We start from the raw sequence: 23328 nt of genomic DNA on the forward strand, positions 1-23328 counted from the left end.
CCTTCGAGGAGAAGCCGTCGCGCTCGCCGGACATGTGCCTCGGGTGATCGCCATGGCGCAACCGCTGCCGTACGGGTCAGGCCGCCCGCGGCGGGCGCCGTCGCCCGAACCGCCGGAGCACGGCGGAGAGGACCAGCAGCAGGCCCCACGCCTCCCGGGACGCCGGCGCGCGCCCCGCGCGGCAGTCGCAGCCGCCCTGGAACCCTGACGCCGTCCCGCCGCCGCTGGTCGTCGTGGTCGCCTCGGCCTCGCCACCGGCGCCGCCCGCGCCGCCCTGGCCTCCCTCGCCGCCCATCCCGCCGCCGCCGGTCGGCGCGATCTCATCACAGGCGTCACCGAGACCGTCCTCGTCGGTGTCTTCCTGCCCGGCGTTCGCCACGCTCGGGCAGTTGTCCATATCGGTCGTCACCCCGTCGCCGTCGGGATCGCAGGCATCGCCGAGGTCGTCGCCGTTCTCGTCTTCCTGCCCGGCGTTCGCCAGGCGCGGGCAGTTGTCGCAGGCGTCCCCGTGGCCGTCGCTGTCGGCGTCTTCCTGCCCGGCATTCACGATCATCCGGCAGTTGTCGCGGGCGTCCGGGATGTCGTCGCCGTCGGTGTCGTCATCGCAGGCGTCGCCGTCGCCGTCGCCGTCGAGGTCGGCCTGCGGCTCGCCCGGCGCTGACGGCGGGTTCGCGTCGAAGTCGCAGTTGTCGTCCGCGTTGATCACCCCGTCGCCGTCCGGATCGGCGTCCGGATCGCACACGTCGCCGTCGCCGTCGCCGTCGGCGTCCTCCTGTCCGGCGTTCGGCAGGAGCGCGCAGTTGTCGTCGCCGTCGAGCACGCCATCGTTGTCCGAGTCGCCGTCGCAGACGTCGCCCTTGCCGTCGCCGTCGGTGTCGGTCTGCGGTTCGCCCGGGTTCGGCGGCGCGTTCGCGAGGAGCGGGCAGTTGTCGTCGCCGTCGAGCACGCCGTCGTCGTCCGAGTCGGTGTCCCGGTAGTTCGGGATGTCGTCCGCGTCGTCGGTGTCGAATGCAGGCGTGCTCAGCAATGCATCTCCGGCCTCCTCGGCGTCGAGCAGCCCGTCGTTGTCGCTGTCCGGGTCCACCGCGTCGATGGCCGCGTCCCCGTCGGTGTTGTTGGCAGGATCGGCAGGGTTGCCGCGGTTCGCCACCTCCTCGATGTCGCCGATGGTGTCGCCATCGGAGTCGACGCTGGTCGGGTCGGTCCCGAGCGCCGCCTCCTCGGCGTCGGTGAGGCCGTCGTCGTCGTCGTCGCCATCACATACGTCGCCGTCGCCGTCGCGGTCCGTATCGAGCTGGTTGGTGTTGACGTCGTACGAGCAGTTGTCGTCCACGTCGAGGACGCGATCCTGGTCGTCGTCCTCGTCGCAGAGGTCGCCGTACGGATCGTCAGGCCCGTTCTTTGTGTTGTTCGCCTGGTCGGGGTTCGGGGTGGTGATGCAGTTGTCAGAGCCGTCCGGCACCCCGTCCGCGTCGTCGTCGTTGTCGCACGCGTCGCCGTCGCCGTCGCCGCCGGGGAGGCCCTCGTCGGTGTTGATCTGGGTGCTGTTCGGCGCGAAGGGGCAGTTGTCGACCCCGTCGAGCGCGCCGTCCGCGTCGTCGTCCTCGTCGCAGTCGTCGCCGAGGACGTCGCCGCCGGGGAGGCTGAGATCGGTGTTGGCCTGGGCAGGGTTCGGCGTCGTGACGCAGTTGTCGTTGACGTCGGGCACGCGGTCGGCGTCGTCGTCATCGTCGCACGCGTCGCCGAAGCCGTCGCCGTCGGTCAGGTGCTCGTCCGTGTTCGTCTGATCCGGATTCGGCGTGAGCGGGCAATTGTCGGTCGCGTCAGGCACGCCGTCCGCATCGTCGTCGTTGTCGCACGCGTCGCCCCTGTCATCGCCGCCAGGGAAAGTCCGGTCCGTGTTCCTCTGGTTCGTATTCGAGACGAGCGGGCAGTTGTCGTTGACGTCGGGCACGCGGTCGTCGTCGTCGTCGTCGTCGCAGTCGTCCCCGTCCAGATCACCTGTCGCCGCGTCGGTGTTGATCTGGCTCGCGTTGGCGACCGCCGGGCAATTGTCGCAGGCGTCGCCTATCCCATCCAGATCGCGGTCGGCCTGAACGCCGCCGGCGACGGGCGCGTTCTGCAGCGCCGGGCAATTGTCGCAGACGTTGCCGACTCCATCGCCGTCGTCGTCGGCCTGGCCTGCGTTGGCGATGCTGGCGCAGTTGTCGCACGCGTTTCCGAAGCCGTCGCCGTCGCCATCCACCTGGGTTGAATTGGAGGCTTCGGGGCAATTGTCGCATGCATTGCCGACACCATCGCCGTCGCCGTCAGCCTGAGTGCCGGTGATGAGGAGCGGGCAGGTGTCGCACGCGTCGCCGACGCCGTCGCCGTCGGTGTCGACCTGGGTCAGCGTGGCGATGTAAGGACAGTTGTCGCACACGTTGCCGAAGCCGTCGCCGTCCGCGTTCTCCTGATCGTTCGCGCGGCTCGGGCAGTTGTCGCAGGCGTCGCCGAAGGTGTCGCCGTCTGCGTCCTCTTGGCCGCTGTTCGAGGTGCCGGGGCAGTTGTCGCAGGCGTCGCCTACCGTATCCCCGTCTCCGTTGCTCTGGCTCTGGTTCGCGCGGCTCGGGCAGTTGTCGCAGGCGTCGCCGACGCCATCTCTGTCCGTGTCCGTCTGGGCGGTGTTGGGGCTGCCAGGGCAGTTGTCGCAGGCGTCGCCGAAGGCGTCTCGGTCTACGTTGGTTTGATCGGTGTTGTGAATGTTTGCGCAGTTGTCGCAGGCGTTGCCGATGCCGTCGTTGTCGCTGTCCCGCTGGTCGTTGTTGTACGCGGTGGGGCAATTGTCGCAGGCGTCGCCGAACTGGTCGCCATCGGCATTGGCCTGACCGGGGTTGGCGACGTCGTTGCAGTTGTCCGGAGTGTCATTGATCCCGTCGCCGTCGTTGTCGGGCGAGCAGATGTTCCCTTCCCCGTCGCTGTTGCTGTCGAGCTGGTCCTCGTTCCGGTCCGCTGGGCAGTTGTCGCAGACGTCGGGCACGCCGTCGCCGTCGCCGTCGAAGTTCGGCATCGCCCCCATGGGCGTCGCTATCGTCGGACACCTGTCGGTGGCGTCCTCGATCCCGTCGTTGTCGTCGTCGAGATCGGCGTCGTCCGGGGTGTCGTCGTTGTCGTCGTTGTCGTCGCAGGCGTCGCCGAGTCCATCCCCGTCGCCGTCGTACTGGCCCGGGTTGCTGACCCCAGGGCAGTTGTCGACGCCGTTCGCGACCTGGTCGTTGTCGGTGTCCCACAACGCCGCCCGCGCCGGCGTCGGCGCGAGCGCCACGAGCGCGAGCAGGCCGGCGAGCAGCGGCAAGAGGCCGCGTCTCAGGGCGCCGGCGTGCGCGTGTTGCCGGGGCATCGAAGGCGAAGCGGGGAAACTCATCGCGGCTCCTCCAGACAGATCGCGCCGTACACGACAGCGCCCCCCGTGAGCGTATCCGGGTTCCCCCTCGGCCTGGGACGTTTTTCCTCGGCGCCACCCCCTGTTCGGCCGCCGGCCGCCTTCTGTTAGGATGGCTCGAGTCGACCCCCTCACGTCGCGCGCGCCGCGCCGACCACGGAACGCCCCCCTTGCAAGACCACCGCGTGCTGCGACTCGGCTCCAGGCTGCGAACGGCTGTGCTGCTCTCGGCGTGCGCCGTCCTCCCCCAGGCGCTCGGCTGTTCCGACGAGAGCGCCCCGCGCCGCTCTCCCCCGCCCGGCGCCGCGTCGCCTCAGGCGGCGCTGCCCGCCGCGCGCGCCCGCATCGCCGCGATCCGCGCGCGCTTCGCCGGCGCCTTCGGCCCCCGCGCCGCCGTGGCCCTCGCGCCGACAGCGGCCGGCGCGCTGCGCGCCGCCGCGCCGGACGCCGCGGCGTCCGTCGAGCTCCCCCCGCGCGCCGCCGGCCCCGTGCGCCTCGCCGACAGCGCCTCTACCGTCTCGATCAGCTTCTCCCTCGCCAGCGCCGCCGACGTGCCCGCTGCCGTCGATGGCGACCTGGTCCTCTACACGGGCGCGCTCCGGGCCGAGGGCGGTCGTGCCCGCGACGTCCTGCACCGCGTCCTCCCGAATGGCACCGAGGACTTCGTCGTTTTCGACGAGGAGCCCGAGCACAAGGAGCTCCGTTACCGCGTCGACGTCACGGCCGTTTCAGGCCTCCGCCTCGTGGAGCGAACGCTCGAGTTCCTCGACGCCGCCGGCTCACCCCGGCTGCGCGTCGCGCCCCCCTACGTCGTCGACGCGACGGGCGCGCGCGTCCCGGCCTCGCTCTCGGTCGAGGGCTGCGCGTTCGACGCGAGCCCCCGCGCCCCGTGGGGCCGGCCCGTCACGCCGCCCGGCGCGCCGGCGTGCACCGTGGTCGTCGCGTGGCAGCCCGCCGGCGTCGCGTATCCGGCGCTCGTCGATCCGCAGTGGATCTCGACGAAGAACCAGATGATCGAGCCGCGCACGCGGCACACCGCCACCGTGATCGACCCGACCAACCCGGCGAGCCCGGTGCTCATCGCCGGCGGCTTCAACGCCTCCGGCGCGGCGCTGGCGACGGCCGAGCTGTACTTCCCGCTCGACCGCACCTTCGCGAGCACCGACGCCATGGACGTGGCGCGCGGCGCCCACACCGCCACGGCGCTCACGCAGCTCCCGCCGCCGTCCCCGGCCCCGGCGTCCCCGCCGCCGGCCGTCGTCGTCGTGGGCGGCAGCAGCAACCGCGCCAGCGGTACGCCGATCGCGGCCATCGAGGTCTACAACCCGGCCACAGGCCAGTTCGTGAGGGACTCGGAGTCATCGCTGGCCCGGTTCAACCATACGGCCACCCTCCTCGACCCGGGCGCGGTCCTGCTGGCGGGCGGCCTCGCAGATCCGCTCAACCAGCCCACGAGCACCGCGTCGCTCTACACCTTCAGCTCCTTCGGACCGGGCGGCGGCGCGCCCGTCACGAGCGCGCTCGTGGCCGTCGGCGGCATGGCGACGTCGCGCCATGCCCACACGGCCGTCCGACTGAGGTCCGGGAACGTGCTGGTCGCAGGCGGCTTCGTCCTCTCGGGCGCCGCGCTCGGCTCGGCCGAGATCTTCGACGAGGGCACGCGCACCTTCCAGGCGATCTCCGCGGTGTCCCCGCCCGGGAGGTCCATGTCGGCGCAGATGAGCTCCCTCCGCGGCTTCCACACGGCGACGCTGATCGATCGCGCGGTGGCGCTGATCGGCCATGAGGCCACATCGCAGGACTCGGGCGAGGTGGTCCTCATCGGCGGCACCACGCGGGTCACGGCGGGCGCCTACGTCGGCACCATCGACATCTACCACGACGGCGTGACGGACCCGACGAGGCGAGGCTTCGAGGTCCAGCGCACGCCGATCTCCCTGCACGACGTGCGCGCCCATCACACAGCGAGCCTCCTGCCCAGCGGCAACATCCTCGTCGCTGGCGGCTACGACGGCACGACCGCGCTCTCCACCGCCGAGACCTACGATCCGGCGGCCAGGCTCTTCAGCCGACTCGCCCTCGCGGGCGGCTCCGCTGCCCAGGACGCCCGGCGGGAGCACACGGCGGTCCTGGTCAACGCGGGCAACGACATCGACGCGGGGCGGGCGGTGCTCGTCGCGGGGGGCCTCGGCGCGTCGAGCGCAGTGCTGGCGAGCGCCCAGCTCCTCGTGAAGCCGAACGGGGATGCCTGCGCGGGCGACCAGGAATGCGCCTCGGGGCACTGCTCCGATCGGGAGCACGTCTGCTGCAACGAGGCGTGCGACCAGGAGTGCTTCTCGTGCACGGCGGCGGGCAAGGGGACGGGGAGCGACGGCGCCTGCGGTCCCGCCAGGCTGGACACGGAGCTCCCGATCGTCTGCGTCCAGCAGATCGAGGTGCACAACCGCTGCGACGGCCTGGGACGCGCGGTGGCGCACGCGTCCACGAGGGACTGCAAGCCGGGGCGCTGCGGCGAGGACGACAGGTGCGTCTTCGAGTGCCTGGACGACTGCGACTGCGACGAGAGCGGCTGGTGCGAGGTCGGCGTGGGCGATCCGGACGCCTGCTCTCGGTCCGACGGCGCGGGCGGCGCGACGGCTGGCGCGGGGGGTGGTGGCGCGGGCGGCGGCGGCACGGCCGGCGCTGGCGGCGTGTCCACCGGGACCGGCGACGCGAGCGGCGGCGCGGCCGCGAGTGGCGGCGGCGGCGGTGCGGCCGGCGGCGGCGGTGCGGCCGGGACTGGCGGGGACCTGGCCGGAAGTGGCGGCGGCCTGGCCGGATCCGGCGGCGGCTCGACAAGCGCCGACGCCGGCTCGGGCGGAGCTGGCGGCGGCGGCTCGGCCGCTTCCGCCGGCGGTGGTGAGGGCGGCGCTCGGCCCGGGTCGGGCCTGTGCCTCGATCGGCTCGCCAACGGCGCCGAGTGCACCCGCGATCGCCAGTGCGTCTCGGGCAACTGCGTCGACGGCTTCTGCTGCGATTACCGGTGTGACGGCCCGTGTCAGGCCTGCGACGTGGTGAACAACGTCGGCCGGTGCACGCCCGTCGGCACGGACGAGCAGCGCGAGGCCCCGCACCCCAACACCGGAGGCTCCTTCCGCCGCGAGGCTTGCCCCGGCGAGGGCGCGTGCGCCGGCTACTGCGGCGGCGCCACCGACGCCCTGTGCATGTTCCCTGTGGAGGGCGCGAGCGCGAGGACCTCCACGTGCACCTGCCCGGACGGGAACTGCGATGTCGGCCCCGCGATGCTCACGCGCTTCTTCTGTGATGGGAACGGCCAGGAGCAGGACGCCGAGGTCGAGCGCTGCGGCGGCGAGAACGGCGGGTTCCGGTGCAAGGACGAGAGCTCCTGCGAGACGTCGTGCGACTCCAGCGCCGACTGCATCGAGGACTTCGTCTGCCTCGACGGTGTGTGCGCCGACCTCGAGGAGGTAGGGCCGAGCTGCGACGGCGACAGGACGCTCCTGGTCGTCGGCGACGGCGACGAGGGCTGCGCCCCGTACGCCTGCCCGCCGGGCGGGAAGGCCTGCGCGAGGCCGTGCACGTCGGTGAGCGACTGCGTCGACGGCAACGTGTGCAACCTCGCCGGCGAGTGCGTCCCGCCCATCGACGCGCCGCAGGCCCCGTCGTGCTCCTGCAGCGTCGTCGGCGGTTCCGGCGAGCGCGACGCCGCGCCTGTCTCCGTCCTGCTCGGCGCTGCCGCCGCGCTGGGCCGGCTGTGCCGCCGCCGCCGCGATGCGCGGCGGTCCTCACGGTCCGCGTGCGATGCCGCCGTGAGGCCGTGACGGGCGCGCGCTGATCCTGCGGCGCCGCCATAGGGGCAGCGCCGCGACCGCCTCACGGATAGCGCCGTCCTGATCTTCGGCCACCTCGGGCTGCCCGCGCTCGGCGTGCGCGGCGCGGCCGTCGGCGTGGCGTGCACCATGGCGACCGAGGCGCTGCTGCTCACCGCGGCGCTGCTGTCCCGCTCGGGCCCGCTGCCCCTCCGGGCCCCGCCGGCGCCCTCCGCGGCCCCGCCGGCGCCCTCCGCCGCCCCGCTGGCCGCCTCCGCCGCCCCCGACCCGCTCACCCCCCGCCAGGCCAACGCCGCCGCGCTCGCGCGCGTCCTGCGCGTCGCCGCGCCCGCCTTCGCCGAGCGCTCGGCCTACCACGCCGGCTACATGGGCTTCGTCGCCATCATCGGGCTGCTCGGCGCCACGGCCATGGCCGCCAACCAGGCCCTCATCGCCATCGAGTCGGTCTGCTTCCTCTCCGCCGAGGGGTTCGGCATCGCCGCCGGGTCGCTCATGGCGCAGCGCCTCGGCGCGCGCAGCCCCCGCGACGCCGCGCGGGTCGCGCTCATCGCGGCCCTCATGGCGATCCTCGCCCTCTCCGCCTTCGGCGCCCTGTTCGCGCTCGCCCCGCGCCCGCTCCTGCGCGCGTTCTCGAGCGACCCCGAGCTCCTCGCCCTCGGCGCCCGGGCGCTCCCCGTGGCCGCCGTGGCGCAGCCGTTCATGGCGTTCGCGACCGTCATGGGCATGGGGCTCCGCGGCGCCGGCGACACCCGGACCGTGCTCGCCGTGACGCTCGTCTCCTCGCTCCTCGTGCGGCTCGGGGGGACCTGGCTGTTCGCGGTGACCCTCGGCCACGGGCTCGTCGGCGTCTGGATGGGCAGCACCGCCGACTGGATCTGCCGCAGCGCGCTCCTCGCCGTCGCCTACGCGCGCGGCCGCTGGAGGAGCGTCGCCGTCTGAGCCGCCCGCGCGCGCGGCCCCGCGCCGCGGCGGCTCAGATCGCGCCCCGCCGCTCCGGGCGCAGCACCCCGAGGAGGATCGCGTCGACGACGCGGGCGAGCTGGGCGTCGTCGACGCTCGCGCGATCCGCGATCATCTTGTGCTGGAGGTAGGCGGCGAGGAGCTCGCACGGGAGCATCGGATCGGCGCCCGGCGCGAGCTCGCCGCGCGCGACGGCGCTCTCGACGAGGGCCCGCACCCCGGCCTCCTGGACGGCCCGCAGCGAGCGCGCGATGGCCATCAGCTCCGAGTCGGGTCCCTCCGCGAGGAACACGTGAAAGAGGCTCTGCCCCACCGGCGACGTCTGGATCTCGACGATCGCGCGCCCGAACGCCAGGAGATCCCCGCGGAGAGAGCCCGTGTCCGGCGGGATGATCTTCTCGTCCGTGATCGACAGCAGCGCGGCGCGCACCAGGTCCTCCTTCGTCGGCCAGCGCCGGTAGACGGTGGTCTTGTTGACCCCCGCGCGCGTCGCCACGTCCTCGATCCGCAGCGCGCGGTAGCCCGCGCTCGCGAGCTCCTCCAGCGTCGCGGCCAGGATGCCGCGCACGACCGGCTCGCCCCGCACGAGCGCGCGCTTCTTCGCGGAGCCCCGCTTCGCCGTCCGCTTCGCCGTCGCCTGCATCGGCCGTCATTGAAGTTCGGTCACGCCGCACACGCCAGCGCAATCTCGCGACGGGGTCGCTTATCGCACCTCTTTGTTGCGATCACCGCAACCGATCGTTGCGATCGTCCTCGGCCGTGTTATATCCGATTGCAACTATCGGTTGCGATGGCCCAGGCGCGGGCGCGCCCCGCGGGCGAGCCCGCGCGCCCGTGACCGACACCGCCCCGAGGGACCCTTGAGCACCACCACGACGTCCAGCCGCGCCGGAAGCCTCCTCCTCCTCGCCGCGCTCGCCGCCGCCCCGTCGGGCTGCGCGACAAAGGCCAGCGCCTCCGACGCCCCGGGCGCGACCGAGGCGGCCGCGCCGCCCGTCCGCGTCGAGACGGCGCCGGCGCGCGAGGCGCCCATGCCGCGCAGCCTCGCGCTCACCGGCACGCTGCGCGGGGATCAGCAGACCGACCTGGCCGCCAACGCGGCCGGCCGCGTGCTCGAGACCTTCGTCGAGCGCGGCGCGGAGGTGAAGAAGGGCGACCTGCTCGCGCGCCTCGACGTCCGCGCCGCGGCGCTCACCGCCGCCGAGGCGCAGGCGAACGCCGCGCTGACCCGCGCCCAGGAAGAGACGGCGCGGCGCGAGTGCGATCGCACCAGGGCGCTGCTCGAGAGCGGCGCGATCTCCCGGGCCGAGCACGACCGGATCGCCGACCAGTGCCGGAGCGCCCCGCTCTCGGTCGCGGCCGCCGCCGCTCGCGCCCGCGCCGCCTCGCAGAGCGTCGGCGACGGCCAGATCCGCGCGCCGTTCGACGGCACGATCACCGAGCGCTTCGTCGACGTCGGCGAGTACGTCCGCCACGACTCACGGGTCGTCGCGCTCGTCTCCAAGGGCGCGCTGCGCCTCTCGTTCAGCGTGCCGGAGGCGAACCTCGCGGCCGTCAGGCCCGGCGGCGCGCTGACCTTCACGGTGCCGGCGTACCCCGGGCGGTCGTTCGCGGGCACGGTGCGCTGGATCGGCGGGGCGGTCCGCGAGACAACGCGCGACCTCGTCGCCGAGGCCGAGGTGCAGGACCCGGACGGCGCGCTGCGGCCGGGCATGTTCGCCTCCATCGCGCTCGCGACCGGCGAGGCCCCCAGCCTTGTCGTGCCGAGGTCCGCCGTCGTCCCGCGGGACGGGCGCGCGCACCTGTTCGCCGTCGTCGATCGCCGGCTCGAGGAGCGCGTCGTGCAGCTCGGCGCGGAGAAGGGCGACGCCGTGGCCGTCCTCCGCGGCGTCCGCGCCGGCGAGGCGATCGTGATCCAACCGTCCGAGGCGCTCCAGAACGGCCAAGCCGTGGAGTGAGGTCGTCATGCAGTGGCTCGCTCGCGTCTGCGTCAAGAGGCCGGTCTTCGCGTCGGTCCTCATGCTGATCATCGTGGTCGTCGGCGCGGCCGGGTACACCCGGCTCGGCCTCGACCAGTTCCCCGACATCGACGTCCCGTACGTCGTCGTCACGACGCGCCTCGACGGCGCCGCGCCCGAGGAGGTCGAGGCCGAGATCTCCGACCGGATCGAGGGCGCCGTGAACACCATCAGCGGCATCGAGGAGCTCCGCTCGACGTCGACCCAGGGCGTCAGCCAGGTCGTCGTCGGCTTCGAGCTCGAGAAGGACGCCGACGTCGCCGCCCAGGAGGTGCGCGACAAGATCAACGCCGTCCTGCCCAGCCTGCCCAAGGGCATCGACCCGCCGATCGTGAGCCGGATCGACCTCGGCGCGGCCCCGGTCCTGCTCGTGTCCGTCGAGTCGGACCTGCCGATCCGCGACCTCAGCGAGATCGCCGACAAGCAGGTGCGCCGGCAGATCGAGGGCATCTCCGGCGTCGGCCAGGTCACCCTGATCGGCGCGCAGAGCCGGCAGCTCAACGTCTGGCTCGACCCGATCGCCCTGCGGGCGCAGGGGATCACCGCGGCCGAGGTCCAGCGCGCGATCGCGGCGCAGAACCTGATGACCCCGGGCGGCAGCGTCGAGACCGGCCCCGAGGACCTCACGCTGCGCGTGATGGGGCGCGTCGACTCGCCCGAGGCCCTCGGCCGCGTCGTGCTGCGGGAGAAGGACGGGCGCGCCGTGCGCCTCTCGGACGTCGCCCGCGTCGAGGACGATCGCGCGGAGGAGAAGACGTGGGCCCAGCTCGACCGCCGGCGCACCGTCCTCCTCTCGGTCGTCAAGCAGTCGGGCCAGAACACCGTCGCCGTCGTCGACGAGGTGAGGTCGCGCCTCGCCGAGGTGCAGCGCTCGCTGCCCGAGGGGACGAAGATCGAGGTCGTGCGCGACGGTTCGCGGGTCATCCGCACGGGCATCGCCGCCGTGAAGGAGCACCTCGTGCTCGGCGCCCTCCTCGCCGCCGTGGTGGTGCTCCTCTTCCTCGGCAACGCCCGCAGCACGCTCATCGCCGCGCTCGCGATCCCGATCTCGGTCGTCGGCACGTTCGCGGTGATGTGGCTCGCCGGCTTCACGCTCAACTTCCTCACGCTCCTCGCGCTGGCGCTCGCCGTCGGCATCGTGATCGACGACGCCATCGTCGTGCTCGAGAACATCGTCCGTTACATCGACGAGAAGGGGATGAAGCCGTTCCCGGCCGCCGTCCTGGCGACCCGGGAGATCGGCATGGCGGTGCTCGCGACGACGCTCTCGCTCATGGCGGTCTTCATCCCTGTCGCGTTCATGCCCGGCATGGTGGGGCGCTTCCTCAAGAGCTTCGGCCTCACGATGGCCTTCGCCATCGGCGTCTCGCTGATCGTCAGCTTCTCCCTCACCCCCTCGCTCGCCGCGCGGTGGCTCTCGGGGCACCGGCGCCACGGCGAGCGCGCGGCGCCCTCGGTCCTCGAGCGCGCCGTCGACGTCTTCTACCGGCCGGTCGAGCGCGCCTACATGGCCGCGCTCGCGTGGGTGATGCGGCGCCGCTGGGTGGTCGTCGTCGCCTCCGCGGCCGCGCTCGGCTCGTGCCTCCCCGTCGCCAAAACGCTGCCCGCCGGCTTCCTCCCGGAGGACGACCAGGCGCAGTTCGAGATCACGATGCGCGCGCCCGAGGGCACGAGCCTCACCTCGACCCGCCTCATCGCCGAGCGGATCGCAGACGACGTGCGCCGGCTCCCGGGCGTCACCAGCACGCTGATGACGGTGGGCGAGGGGGAGCAGCAGGCCTCGAACGTCGCCAAGATCTACGTGATGCTCGTCGACCCGGAGCAGCGCGCGCTCGGGCAGCTCCAGATCATGCAGAAGGCGCGCGAGGAGGTCCTCGCGAAGCTGCCGCCCGAGCTGCGCGTCACGGCCGGCGAGGTGCAGGCGATCTCGTCCGGCGGCCAGTCGACGGGGCGGATCCAGGTGGCGCTCCAGGGCCCGGATCTCGACCGCCTGGCGGAGTACGCGGCGCGCATCACCGAGGAGCTCCGGAAGGTCCCCGGCGCCGTGGACGTCGACAACAGCCTGGTCGTCGGCAAGCCCGAGCTCCGCGCGACGATCGATCGCGACCGCGCCGCGGATCTCGGCGTCCAGGTGGCCGACGTGGCCGGCGCGCTCCAGCTCTTCGTCGGCGGGCTCAAGGTCTCGACGTACTCGGAGGCGGGCGAGCAGTACGACGTCCGCATGCGCGCCGACGCGAGGTACCGCGCCGACGCGGAGAGCCTCTCGTTCCTCACCGTGCCGTCGTCCAAGTACGGCGCCGTCCCGCTCCACAGCGTCGTCGCGATGGAGCCCGACAGCGGGCCTTCCTCGATCGGCCGCCTCGGCCGGCGCCGGCAGATCACGATCAGCGCGAACTCCGCCCCCGGCGTCGGCGACACGGCGGTGCAGGCGGCGCTCGACAGGATCATCGCCGAGCAGCGGATGCCGGCGGGCTACTCCACGCAGGCGGTGGGGAGCTCGAAGAACACGGCGAGCACGGCGACGAGCTTCGTCGTCGTCATCGGCCTCGCGTTCGTGTTCATGTACCTGATCCTCGCGGCGCAGTTCGAGTCGTGGCTGCACCCGGTGACGATCCTGCTCTCGCTGCCGCTCACGGTCCCGTTCGCGCTGATCTCGCTGAAGCTGTTCGGCCAGTCGCTGAACCTGTTCTCGGGGCTCGGCCTCCTCGTCCTCTTCGGCGTGGTGAAGAAGAACGCGATCCTCCAGATCGATCACACGAACCACCTGCGGGCCGAGGGCATGCCGCGGCTCCAGGCGATCCTCCAGGCGAACAAGGACCGGCTCCGGCCGATCCTGATGACGACGATCGCCTTCGTCGCCGGCATGATCCCGCTCGTGCTCTCGCACGGCGTCGGCTCGGGCCAGAACCGGACGACGGGGGCGATCGTGCTCGGCGGGCAGTCGCTCTCGCTCGTCCTCACGCTGCTCGCGGTGCCGGTGGCCTACTCGCTCTTCGACGACGCGGCCGAGTGGCTGCGCCGCCGCCGGAGCAAGGCGGCGGAGGACCGCGGCGAGGCCGAGCTGGACGCGCTGCTCGGCCGGCCGGAGGCCAGCGCGCCGGCGGGCGGCGAGTGAGGCGCGCCCGGGCGGCGCGGGCCGGGCGCGGGGCGACGCGCGCCCGCCGGGGGTGATCGTGACGGGGCCGCGCGCGGCTGTGCGGCGCGGCCGGGGTCCTACCGGGGGGGCCGCGAGGCGCCCCGCCGGGCGAGCCGCGCGTCGAGCGAGAGGGGGCCCGCGCCGACGATCAGCAGGAACAGCGCCCCGAGCAGCATCGCCCAGTCCGTGCGCGACTCGTGCGCCATCGCCCAGAACCCGCGCTTCACGAGGATGGGGACCTTCGTCGACGCGATCGCGACCAGCATGATGGTGATGAGCGGCACGGCGGCGAGGCGCGTCGCGAGGCCGAGGAGGACGAGCGACCCGCAGGCGATCTCGACGGCGCCGACGAAGGGGCCGAGGATCTCCGGCGAGGGGAGGCCGATCTTCGCGAAGCGGCCGGCGCCGATCTCGGCCGGGAAGAGGAACTTCTGGATCCCCTCGGACAGAAAGACGCTGCCCACGGCGATGCGGATCAACACGGCCGCCGCGGGGGCTCGCGTCTCTGTGATCCGGCGGATCAGGCTCTGGCGGGGCGTGGCGCTCATGGCCGCAGGATACATCGGGCGCCGAGGCCTTCATCCGTCCTCTCGCGCGGCCGCGCCGCCGCACCGCCGCGCGGCCCGTCACGTCCCGGCGAGATCGGCGCGCCCGCTCCCGCGCACGGCGGGAGTCGTGAGGCGCCGGCCGCGTGCGTCGCGCTCAGGGAGCGCGGTACGCCGCGATCTGGCCTTCGAAGCGGTAATCACCGCCGTTGGTCCAGAACACGTCCTGGCCTTCCGGGGCGACGATGCGCCAGGCGAAGTGCTGGCCGAGCGCGAGCACGACGGTCGTGCCGCTCTCGAGATCGTGCGCGTTCGCGCTGCTCGGCGGTCTACCGCGCGCGCCTCGAGTCGTGCAGATGCGGTGGGAGCGGGCCGAGCCGCGTCGTGTCGACGGTGAGCGAGACGACGAGCGAGAAGAAGCGGCGGCGCGTCGCGAAGCTCGGGCTCAGGTCGGGGAGGAGCGCGCCGATCCGCCTTGCGCCCGCGTCGTGGACGACGCGCTTGGCCATATCGAGGGCCTCGATGTGCGCGGCGTGGAGATCGCCCCCGGAGAGCTTCCTGATGAGGTCCGCGTACTCGCTCACGAGCGGCGCGATGTCCGCCCGCGCGACGGCGAGGGCGTCATCCGAGCTGGAGGTCCCGGTGAAGACGAAGTGGAGGTGTCTGTCGTCGTAGCCGGCGATCAGGGTGCACGGCTCGCGCGAGGGCCAGGGCGGCTCGTCGGAGACCATGTCGGTCGTGATCGTGCGCCACTCCTGCTTTCGGAGCGGCGACGCGCTCGACCAGAGGCGCTCTTCGATTCGAATCGCGTGAACGGGCATACAGGATGAGCTCATCCTAGCGCTCACGTCTCACGGTGGTAACGGCTCAGGGCTGGAAAACGTGGGAGGATCCGGAGGAGCAGAGCTCATCAGAGCTCCAGGATATACACGTTATACCGTCGTTCCCTGCATGCCCGATCTCCGTCCGGCCTCCCCGACGTCCTGGGCAATTCCGCAGATCCCGGGCCACGAGCGCCCGGGCGCCGCGCGCCCTCAGGCGGCGCGGGGGCGCACGTCGTAGCCGGCCCCGCGCACGGCCTCGGCGAGCGCGTCCACGGGCGCGCTCGCCGGGTCGTGCCGCACGACGACGGTGCCCTCGCGCAGGCGCACCTCGACGTTGGCGATGCCGTCGAGGGCGCGGAGCGCGCTGTCGATGTGGCGAATGCAGGACGGGCAGCTCATCCCGTCGACGTGGAGGATGGTCTCTTTCATGGTGTCTTCCTTCCGGCGACCCGCTGGCCGCTCACCCCCGAAGACGCAGCCGTCCCGCTTCATTACACCCCGCCGATGCGGCCGCGTCCGTCCGGCCGCGCGCGCTGTGCCCGCCCCGCAGAGGCCGCCTGCGCCGCGGTCCGTGCGATGCGCTCCAGCGCGCTCCCCGTGACACCGGCTCCGCCGGTTCCAGCAGGCGCGTCGATGTGACCGTGCAGGTCACAAGCGCCCCGGCGTTCGTCTCCTGGTTCATGACGACCCGCATCCGATCTCGCCCGGGCGCTCGGCGAGCACCGCAGACGCACCGGTGGGCGGTATGGCGCGAACGCATCCGCGACATCGGAGCTCGTTCGTCCTTCGTCCGAGCCGCGGTTACGGAGCGCTCCGACATGACGAACCTGGTGAACTCGGCAAACCTGTCGACTCGCCGGCCGGCGTCATGTCAGGCGAGCATGCAGGACATGAGCTCGAAGAAAACCGAGAAGTGTCATTGAAATCAGGGAGGAACATATGGCGCACAAGGGGACGACCCTGAGCAAGGCTTTCCAGGACACCGCCACCGAGGCCCAGAATTGCCAGTCGATCTGCGTCCAGTCGATCCAGCACTGTCTCCAGATGGGAGGCCCCCACGTGGAGCCTTCCCACATGCAGCTCCTGCAGGATTGCGCCGAGATCTGCGAGACGACCGGGACGATGCTGCTGCGCGCCTCGCCGCAGCACAACCAGGTCACGGCCGCGTGCGCGGACATCTGCGAGCGCTGCGCCCGGAGCTGTGAGAGGTTCGCGGGCGACGCGCAGATGAAGGCCTGCGCCGACGCCTGCCGCCACTGCGCCGCCGCGTGCCAGCAGGTCGCGCAGATGCGGCCGGGCGGGGCGGCCGGCGCGGGACACCACAGCGTGCCCTGAGCCAGCCGCCGCGCCGCCGCGCGGCGCCGTCAGCCCTGCGCGGCGTGCTCCGCCGCCGCCCCCGGAGCGACAGCCGGCGGCGCCGCGCGCGCGGCCCCGCGGAGCTGAGGGCTCCTCCACACAACGTACATCGCGGGGATCACCAGCAACGTCAGCAGCGTGAGCGAGACCAGCCCTCCCCACATGGGCGCGGCGATGCGCTTGGCCACGTCGGACCCGACGCCGTCGTCGAGCAGCACCGGGAGCAGGCCGAACACGTTGGTGAGCACCGTCATCAGGAGCGGCCGCACGCGCTTCGCGCCCGCCTCGAGCGAGGCCTGGATGAGGTCGTCGACGCTCGCCAGCGTGCCGGCTTCACGCCCCCTGGCCCACGCCTCGTCGAGATACACGATCATGACGCTCGCTGTCTCGGCGGCGACGCCGAGGAGCGCGATCATCCCGACCCACACGGCGATCGAGGTGTTGAAGCCGGCGGCGTGGAGCGTCCAGATCGCGCCCACCGCGGCGAACGGCACCCCGGTGATCACGAGGAGCGTCTGCGCCGCTCCGCCGAAGTTCAGATAAAGAATCACGAACACGATGCCGAGCGTGAGCGGCAGGATGTACGCGAGTCGCTCGCGCACGCGCTCGAGCAGCTCGTATTGCCCCGTCCACTTGAGGTAATAGCCCGGGGGCAGCTCGACCTCGCGCGCGACGGCCACCTTCGCCGCCTCCACGTAGCCGCCGACGTCGCTCGTCGAGGTGTCGATGTAGATCCAGCCCGTGAGCGAGCCCATCTCGCTCTTGATCATCGGCGGCCCCATGACCGTCTCGATCCTGGCGAGCTGCCCGAGCGGGACGAACGCCGCGCGCGCCGGCCCCTCGGCGGGGCCTCTCGCCATGGCGGCGCTCCCGCCCATCGCGCCGCCGCCCATCGCGCCGCCGCCGCCGCCGGCGAGGCGCGCGATCTCGGCCGGGGAGGGGGCGCCTCCCATCGGATCGCCGCCCATGCCGCTCGCGGCCATGCCCCCGCCGAAGGCCGCGGACGTCGCGCCGCCCATCGCCGCCGGGGCGCTCCCGACCGGCAGCGGGCGCGGCGACAGCGGGGCGACAGGGACCGGCACGTCGCGCAGCGCCTCGATGTTGTCCCGGAGCTCGCGCGGATAACGCACGCTCACCCGGTAGCGCTCGCGCCCCTCGAAGGTGGTGTCGACATCCATGCCGCCGATCGTGCTCTCCACCACGTCGAGCACGTCGCGCACGCTGAGGCCGTACCGGGCGATGGCCTGCCGGTCGGGCGTGATGTCGAGGAAGAAGCCGCCGAGCTCGCGCTCCGCATAGACGCTCCGCGTCCCGGGCACGTCCCTGAGCGCGCGCTCCAGGTCGTCGTCGATCTTGCTGATCACCTCGAGATCCGGCCCGAAGACCTTGAGCCCGATCGGCGTCCGGATCCCGGTCGCGAGCATGTCGATCCGCGCCTTGATCGGCATGGTCCACGCGCCCTGCACGCCGGGGGTCGCCGTCTTCTGCTCGAGCTCGGCCACGAGCTTCTCCCGCGTCATCCCCGGCCGCCACGCGCTCCTCGGCTTCAGCCGGACGACGGTCTCGAACATCGAGAGCGGGGCCGGGTCGAGCGCGGTCTCGGCGCGCCCCGCCTTGCCGAACACGCGCTCGACCTCGGGCACGCTCCGGATCTGCGCGTCCTGCCAGGCCAGGAGGCGCCGGGCCTCGGCGATGGGGATGCCCGGCACCGTGACGGGCATGAACAGCAGGTCGCCCTCGTCGAGCGGCGGCATGAACTCCGAGCCCAGGCGCGACATCGGGTACACCGTGGCCCCCATCAGCCCGATGGCGGCCGCGATGACGAGGCCGCGGCGGCGCAGGCACGCCCGCAGCACGGGGCGATAGGCCGCGATGCAGAGGCGGTTGATCGGATTCTGCGCCTCCGGCGTGATCCGGCCCCTCAGGAACGTCACCATCAGCGCGGGCACCAGCGTGACAGCGAACAGCGACGCGAACGCCATCGAGAAGGTCTTGGCCAGGGCGAGCGGCCGGAAGAGCCGGCCCTCCTCGCCCTCGAGGGTGAAGACGGGCAAGAACGCGATGGTGAGCACGAGCAGCGCCCCGAACATCGAGGGCCCGAGCTCGCGCGCGGCGCCGATGACGATCTCCGCGCGCGGGATCTCGCGCCCTTCGCGCTCCGCCGCCTCGATCTTCCGGTGCGCGTTCTCGACCAGCACACAGGCGGAGTCGACCATGTCGCCCAGCGCCAGGATGATCCCGGCGAGCGACATGATGTTGATCGAGAGATCCAGCGCATAGAAAGCGATGAACGTCGCGGCCGTCGCGACCGGGAGCGCGATGGCGGCCACCAGCGCGGAGCGCAGGTGGAAGAGGAAGACGAAGATGACAAGGATGACCACGCCCAGGATCTGGACCAGGTTGGTCGAGAGCGTCTTCACCGAGCCGACGATGAGCTCGCTCCGGTCGTAGACCGGCACGACCTCCACGCCGGGCGGCAGGGAGCCCTTCACCTCCTCGATCTTGCGCTTCACCCGCTCGATGACGTCGAGCGCGTTCTCGCCGTGGCGCATCACCACGATGCCGCCCACGACCTCGCCGCGGCCGTCGAGCTCGGCCACGCCGCGGCGGAGGTTGCCGCCCACGGTGACGTCGGCGACGTCGCGGACGCGGATCGGCGTGCCGCGCGCGTCGGTCGCGACCACCGCGTCCTCGAGATCCTCCCTGCCGCGCACGTAGCCCCGGCCGCGGAGCACGTACTCGTGCTGGGCCATCTCGATCACGCGCCCGCCCACCTCGGTGTTGGCCCCGCGGACGGCCGCGGCGACCTGCCCCACGGACACGCCCCGCGCCTTCATCCGCGCCGGGTCGACCTGGATCTGGTACTCCTTCTCGAAGCCGCCCACGCTCGCGACCTCGGCGACGCCCTCCAGCCCCTGGAGCCAGTAGCGAAGGTGCCAGTCCTGGAACGAGCGCAGCTCCTGGAGGTTGTGCTCCCCGCTCTCGTCGACGAGGGCATATTGATAGACCCATCCCACGCTTGTCGCGTCCGGGCCGATCTGCGGCGTGACGCCCTCGGGCAGGCTGTCCTTCACCTTGGCGAGCTGCTCGACGACGCGCGATCGCGCCCAGTAGATGTCCGTCCCGTCCTTGAAGACGACATAGACGAAGCTCATCCCGAACATCGTGAAGCCGCGGACGGTCTTCACGCTGGGCGCGCCCAGGAACGACGTGACGACGGGATAGGTGACCTGATCCTCGATGAGCGTCGGGCTGCGGCCCATCCACTCGGTCGCCACGATGACCTGGGTGTCCGAGAGATCCGGCAGCGCGTCGAGCTGGGAGCGCCGCGCGCTGAACAGCCCGAGGGCGGTGAGCGCCGCGGCGATGAGGAAGATGAAGAGCCGCTTGCGGGCGGAGAAGTCGATCAGGCGCGCGATGACGCCGAGCGGCGCCGCCGGCGCGTCGTCGCGGCGCGGCGGCTCAGTGGACATGGCCGCCCTTCGGCGCGCTGGAGGCCTGGAGCCGGCTCTCGGAGTCGAGGAGGAACTGCGCCCCTGTCGCGACCCGCTCTCCCGCGGAGAGGCCCGCGTCGATCCGGTAGCGATCGCCGACGAGCGGGCCGAGCTTCACCTCGCGCGGCTCGGCCCTGTCACCCTGGACAACGAAGGCGACGGCGCGCGTGCCGGTCCGGATCACCGCGCTCTCCGGGACCGAGAGCCCCTCGCCGAGCGCCAGATCCATGGTCACGGAGACGAACGCGCCGGGCCGGAGCGAGCCGTCGGCGTTGTCGAGCTCGAACCGGATCTTCATCGTGCGGGTGGCCTCGTCCACGGTCGGCGGGACGAACGCGACGGGCGCGTGGAGCGCGCCCTCGCGCCCTTCGACGTGGAGGTGCGCGTGATCCCCGGCGCGGACGTGGGGCACGTCGCGCTCGTACACGTCGGCCAGCACCCAGACGCGGGACAGGTCCGAGATGGTGTAGAGCTCCAGCGAGGGCTCGACGAACATGCCGTCCACGGCCTGCTTCGCCACGACCACGCCGGCGCGCGGCGCGGTGAGGGCGAAGGTGCGCTGCGGCTGCCGGGTCGCCTCCAGCCGCGCGATCTCCGCCTTCGGAACGTCCCAGAGCGCGAGGCGCCGGCGCGCGGCGGCGAGGAGCTGCTCCTGGGCGCGCCGCTCGGCCGCCCCGAACTCTCCCGCGGGCATCGGCCCTCCCGCGGCGCGCTCGAGCAGCGCCACGAACTCCAGCTCCGCCGCGAAGACCTCCTGGCTGTACAGCGAGCAGAGCGCCTGCCCCGCGGAGACCTTGCGGCCGACGAAGTCGACGGCGACCCGCTCGACGAAGCCGCGGACCTTGGCGTGCACGTGCGCCGATCGCGTCTCGTCCAGCGCGACGACGCCCACGGTGCGGAGCGGCCGCTTGAGCTCCCGCGACTCGACCACGGCCGTGCTGAGCGCCAGGCCGCCGAGGCGCGCCGGGTCCAGCGAGACCGGGGCGTAGCCCGCCGGGCTCATCGGCGTCGCGGAGCCTTCCCCGGCGCGAGCGGCGGCGTGCTGGGCCGCGGGCGCCCCGTGACCGGCGTGGGGGTCGCCGGCGGCTGGCGGGGCCGCGGGCGCCCGGTGGCCGGCGTGGGGGTCGCCAGCGGCTGGCTGGGCCGCGGGCGCCCGGTGGCCGGCGTGCGGGTCGCCGGCGGCGGGCTCGGCCCGCTGCGCCCCGTGACCGGCGTGGGGATCGACCGGCGCCGGCGCGGCGGTCGGGGCCGCGTGCGCGGCGTGCCCGTCGTCGGTCGCGGGCGAGGGGGCCTTGCAGCCGAGCAGCGCCACCGCGGCGGCGAGCGCGATCGAACGGGTCCGCTTCATTGTCCATCTCCACCGAGCGGCCCACCCACGGCCCGCTCGAGCTCTGCGAGGGCGATCTCGCGGCGCACCACGGCCTCGGCCACGGCGAGCTCCGCGCTTTGCAGGGCGCGCCGCGCGTCGAGCACGGCGACCAGGTCCGCCGCCGCCGTGCCGTAGCCCGCGATCGCGGCCTCGAAGCTCTCGCGCGCCTTCGGCAGCGCCACCGCGCGCAGGAGCTCCATCTGCCGGGCCGCGGCCTGCGCCCGGTGCCAGGCGCCGGCGACCTCGGACGCGATCATCGCGCGCATCGCCGCCCGGTCCTCCGCGGCGCCGTCCGCGCGCGCGTCGAAGGCGCGGGCGAGGTGCCCCTGCTTGGCGGCGCCGAAGATCGGGATCGTGCCGCCGATCATCGCGCCGAACGACGGCGCGGCGCCGATGTTCTGGTTGAGCCACACGCCCGTCATGAGGTCCGGGTACGGCTCCTTGCGCGCCATATCCGCCATCGCCTGCGCCTCGGCCCGCATCGCCGCCATCCCCGCGAGCTCGGGCCGCGCCGCGCCGGCCCGGCCGACGAGCGCCGCGAGCCCGGCCGAGGGCATCGGGGAGATCGCGCCGGTCGGATCGGCGATCGGCGTGTCGACGGGCCGGTCCCTGAGCGCGTTCAGCATGGCCACCATGGCGGCGCGCTCGCCTTCCAGGTCGACGAGCTCCACGTCGATCGCCGCGACCTCCACCTGCGCGCGCGCCACGTCGTGGTGACCGGCCTGGCCCGCGGCGTAACGCCCGACCGCCGCGCCGGCGATCTGGACCGCGAGGCCGCGTCCGGCGCGGGTGACCTCGCGGCGCTTCGCGCTCCGCAGCAGCATGAAATACGCGCGCTTCGCCTCGAGGCGCAGGTCGAGCCGGCGGACCGCGAGCTCCGCGGCCGCGTTGCTCTCCTGCTGCTCCACCGCCCGGCGCATCAGCTCGAGCTTCCCGGGCCAGGGGACCATCTGCGAGAGCTCGTACCGGATCATGGGCATCTCCGCGCCCATCGGGAGGCGATCGACCATCACGCTGGCCGCGGGATCGGGCCACGCGCCGGCCGCCGCGGCCTCGTCCTGGAACGCGCGCCGCCGCAGCGCGCCCGCGCGCAGCGAGGGGTTCCGGGCGAGCACGTCGGCGACGATGGCGTCGAGCCCGGGCTCCTCATCCTGCGCGGACTGCGCGCCGCCGAGCGACGCCAGCGCGAGCACGGCGGCGAACAGTCGCGACTTCATGCCCCCGGCCAGAGCACGCGGTGTGCCGTCCGGTCGCTGGCGCTCGCCGCCGGTGACGCCCGCCGGGGCCGGCGCAGCGGTTGCGCGACCCGCGCCAACCGCGCGCCTCGCCCGGCCGTCGCCCCCGGCCTCAGCGGGCGGATGTGACCGTCTCGGTCACGCCGCCCCGCCGGATGTGGCCGTACCTGCTCCTCCTCGTCGAGGCTCGCCCCGGCTCGACGTCGCCCCCGCGCTGTCGAGGGCGACGCCGGCGCCGGTCGCTCGGCCTGCCGGCGCGGCCGCTACTCCTCCGGGTACCACGCCGCTCGCCACGCCTGCATCTGCTCGATCTCCCGCTGCTGCGCCTCGATGATGCCGGAGGCGAGCGTCTTGATCTCGGCGTGCTCGGCCTTCTGCAGGGCCACCTCGGCGGCGTCGATCGCCATCTCGTGGTGCGGGATCATGGCGTCGATGAAGGCCTTGTCGAACGGCTCCGCCGTCTTCAGCTCCTCGTTCTGCCTCGCCATGTCCATCATCGCGCCGTGCTCTACGCCCTCGAGCATGGGCATCTCGTCCATGGGCGGCGTCTCTGCGCTCCCGTACCACTGCTCGCGCCAGCTCTTGAGCTGGCTGATCTCCTCGTTCTGGGCCGAGATGATCTCGTCGGCCATCGCCCTGAGCTCGGCGTGCTCGGCCCGCTCCTGGGCGGTCATGGCCATCATCACGGCGCCCTCGTGGTGAGGCGTCATCATGTCGATGAACTGCCGGTCGAACGGCGCCGAGGCCGTCTCTCCGCCGCCCGCCGTGTGGCCGTCGTGAGCGTCCGGGGACGACTTGCTGCACGCGCTCACGAGCACAGAGGCCCCCGCGAGGACGAGGGCGGCGAGCAGACGGCCTGGACGTGAGCTGTGCCCTCGCCCATCGACCTCGCCTCGGCGCAGCGGACGCAACGAAGGAGCGCGGCGCTCACGGGGCGTGGCGCGCCGCCCATCGGTAGAGATCGGTCGTGAATGCGGACTCGGAACCATGGTATCCTCCAGTGTCAGGGGACCAGACCGCCCATGCGAACGCGGTGCCGCCGCTGTCCCCTCGGGCACGGCGTCCCATCGGCCAGCGCATCGCCCGCGGAGAGCGTCCTCGACCGGTCAAGACGCCGCAGGTGTGGCGCCTTTGCTCGCG

Annotated in this window: 15 protein-coding genes; 5 read left to right on the forward strand and 10 right to left on the reverse strand. The window is 73.1% G+C overall.

The window, feature by feature from the left end; translation table 11 throughout:
• Positions 1-76: 76 nt before the first annotated feature.
• The gene (locus WME96_RS42365; protein ID WP_437287207.1) at positions 77-3403 is read right to left on the reverse strand and encodes a thrombospondin type 3 repeat-containing protein; all 3327 of its coding nucleotides are present in this window, start codon (positions 3401-3403) and stop codon (positions 77-79) included.
• A gap of 188 nt (positions 3404-3591) precedes the next feature.
• Between WME96_RS42365 and WME96_RS42370 the strand changes: the two genes are divergently transcribed.
• Together WME96_RS42370 and WME96_RS42375 are read left to right on the forward strand one after the other, a co-directional pair.
• Positions 3592-7242: a Kelch repeat-containing protein gene (locus tag WME96_RS42370; protein ID WP_437287208.1), complete on the forward strand. Its 3651-nt coding sequence runs from the start codon at positions 3592-3594 to the stop codon at positions 7240-7242.
• A 138-nt stretch (positions 7243-7380) separates the two neighbouring features.
• Positions 7381-8190 carry an MATE family efflux transporter gene (locus WME96_RS42375; RefSeq protein WP_437287209.1) on the forward strand — a complete coding sequence of 270 codons (810 nt, stop codon included), beginning with the start codon at positions 7381-7383 and terminating at the stop codon, positions 8188-8190.
• A 34-nt stretch (positions 8191-8224) separates the two neighbouring features.
• Here the strand turns inward: WME96_RS42375 and WME96_RS42380 are convergent, their stop codons facing one another.
• On the reverse strand, positions 8225-8854 hold the full coding sequence (locus WME96_RS42380; protein WP_437287210.1) for a TetR/AcrR family transcriptional regulator: 630 nt from the start codon (positions 8852-8854) through the stop codon (positions 8225-8227).
• Positions 8855-9071: 217 nt separating this feature from the next.
• Here WME96_RS42380 and WME96_RS42385 point away from each other — a divergent pair, with 217 nt between their 5' ends.
• A complete protein-coding gene (locus WME96_RS42385) occupies positions 9072-10169 on the forward strand; it encodes an efflux RND transporter periplasmic adaptor subunit (protein ID WP_437287211.1) in 1098 nt (365 codons plus the stop codon).
• Between the two features lie 7 nt (positions 10170-10176).
• Positions 10177-13344 (forward strand): efflux RND transporter permease subunit, encoded by a 3168-nt coding sequence (locus WME96_RS42390; protein ID WP_437287212.1) that lies wholly within the window; start codon positions 10177-10179, stop codon positions 13342-13344.
• Positions 13345-13442: 98 nt separating this feature from the next.
• On the opposite strand, the gene WME96_RS42395 is transcribed toward WME96_RS42390, so the two are convergent.
• From WME96_RS42395 to WME96_RS42410, 4 genes are all read right to left on the reverse strand, one after another.
• Positions 13443-13913 (reverse strand): DoxX family protein, encoded by a 471-nt coding sequence (locus tag WME96_RS42395; RefSeq protein WP_437287213.1) that lies wholly within the window; start codon positions 13911-13913, stop codon positions 13443-13445.
• 154 nt (positions 13914-14067) lie between these two features.
• Complete coding sequence (locus WME96_RS42400) at positions 14068-14190, reverse strand: hypothetical protein (protein ID WP_437287214.1); 123 nt, start codon at positions 14188-14190, stop codon at positions 14068-14070.
• A 49-nt stretch (positions 14191-14239) separates the two neighbouring features.
• A complete protein-coding gene (locus WME96_RS42405) occupies positions 14240-14731 on the reverse strand; it encodes a UPF0262 family protein (RefSeq protein WP_437287215.1) in 492 nt (163 codons plus the stop codon).
• A 213-nt stretch (positions 14732-14944) separates the two neighbouring features.
• Entirely contained in the window at positions 14945-15163 is a 219-nt protein-coding gene (locus WME96_RS42410) for a heavy-metal-associated domain-containing protein (protein WP_437287216.1), read from the reverse strand.
• 510 nt (positions 15164-15673) lie between these two features.
• Between WME96_RS42410 and WME96_RS42415 the strand changes: the two genes are divergently transcribed.
• Positions 15674-16069, forward strand: a complete 396-nt coding sequence (locus WME96_RS42415) for a four-helix bundle copper-binding protein (RefSeq protein ID WP_437287217.1) — start codon at positions 15674-15676, stop codon at positions 16067-16069.
• A gap of 29 nt (positions 16070-16098) precedes the next feature.
• Here WME96_RS42415 and WME96_RS42420 read toward each other — a convergent pair whose 3' ends face one another.
• From WME96_RS42420 to WME96_RS42435, 4 genes are all read right to left on the reverse strand, one after another.
• A complete protein-coding gene (locus tag WME96_RS42420; RefSeq protein WP_437287218.1) occupies positions 16099-19563 on the reverse strand; it encodes an efflux RND transporter permease subunit in 3465 nt (1154 codons plus the stop codon).
• Positions 19553-20932 carry an efflux RND transporter periplasmic adaptor subunit gene (locus WME96_RS42425; protein ID WP_437287219.1) on the reverse strand — a complete coding sequence of 460 codons (1380 nt, stop codon included), beginning with the start codon at positions 20930-20932 and terminating at the stop codon, positions 19553-19555. The genes WME96_RS42420 and WME96_RS42425 overlap by 11 nt, the downstream gene beginning before the upstream one ends.
• Positions 20929-22170: a TolC family protein gene (locus WME96_RS42430; protein ID WP_437287220.1), complete on the reverse strand. Its 1242-nt coding sequence runs from the start codon at positions 22168-22170 to the stop codon at positions 20929-20931. The genes WME96_RS42425 and WME96_RS42430 overlap by 4 nt, the downstream gene beginning before the upstream one ends.
• Before the next feature lie 281 nt (positions 22171-22451).
• Positions 22452-23000: a DUF305 domain-containing protein gene (locus WME96_RS42435; protein WP_437287221.1), complete on the reverse strand. Its 549-nt coding sequence runs from the start codon at positions 22998-23000 to the stop codon at positions 22452-22454.
• Between the last annotated feature and the right edge of the window lie 328 nt (positions 23001-23328).

The organism is Sorangium sp. So ce406 (genome assembly GCF_051474675.1).
GTDB classification, from domain to species: domain Bacteria; phylum Myxococcota_A; class Polyangia; order Polyangiales; family Polyangiaceae; genus Sorangium; species Sorangium cellulosum_G.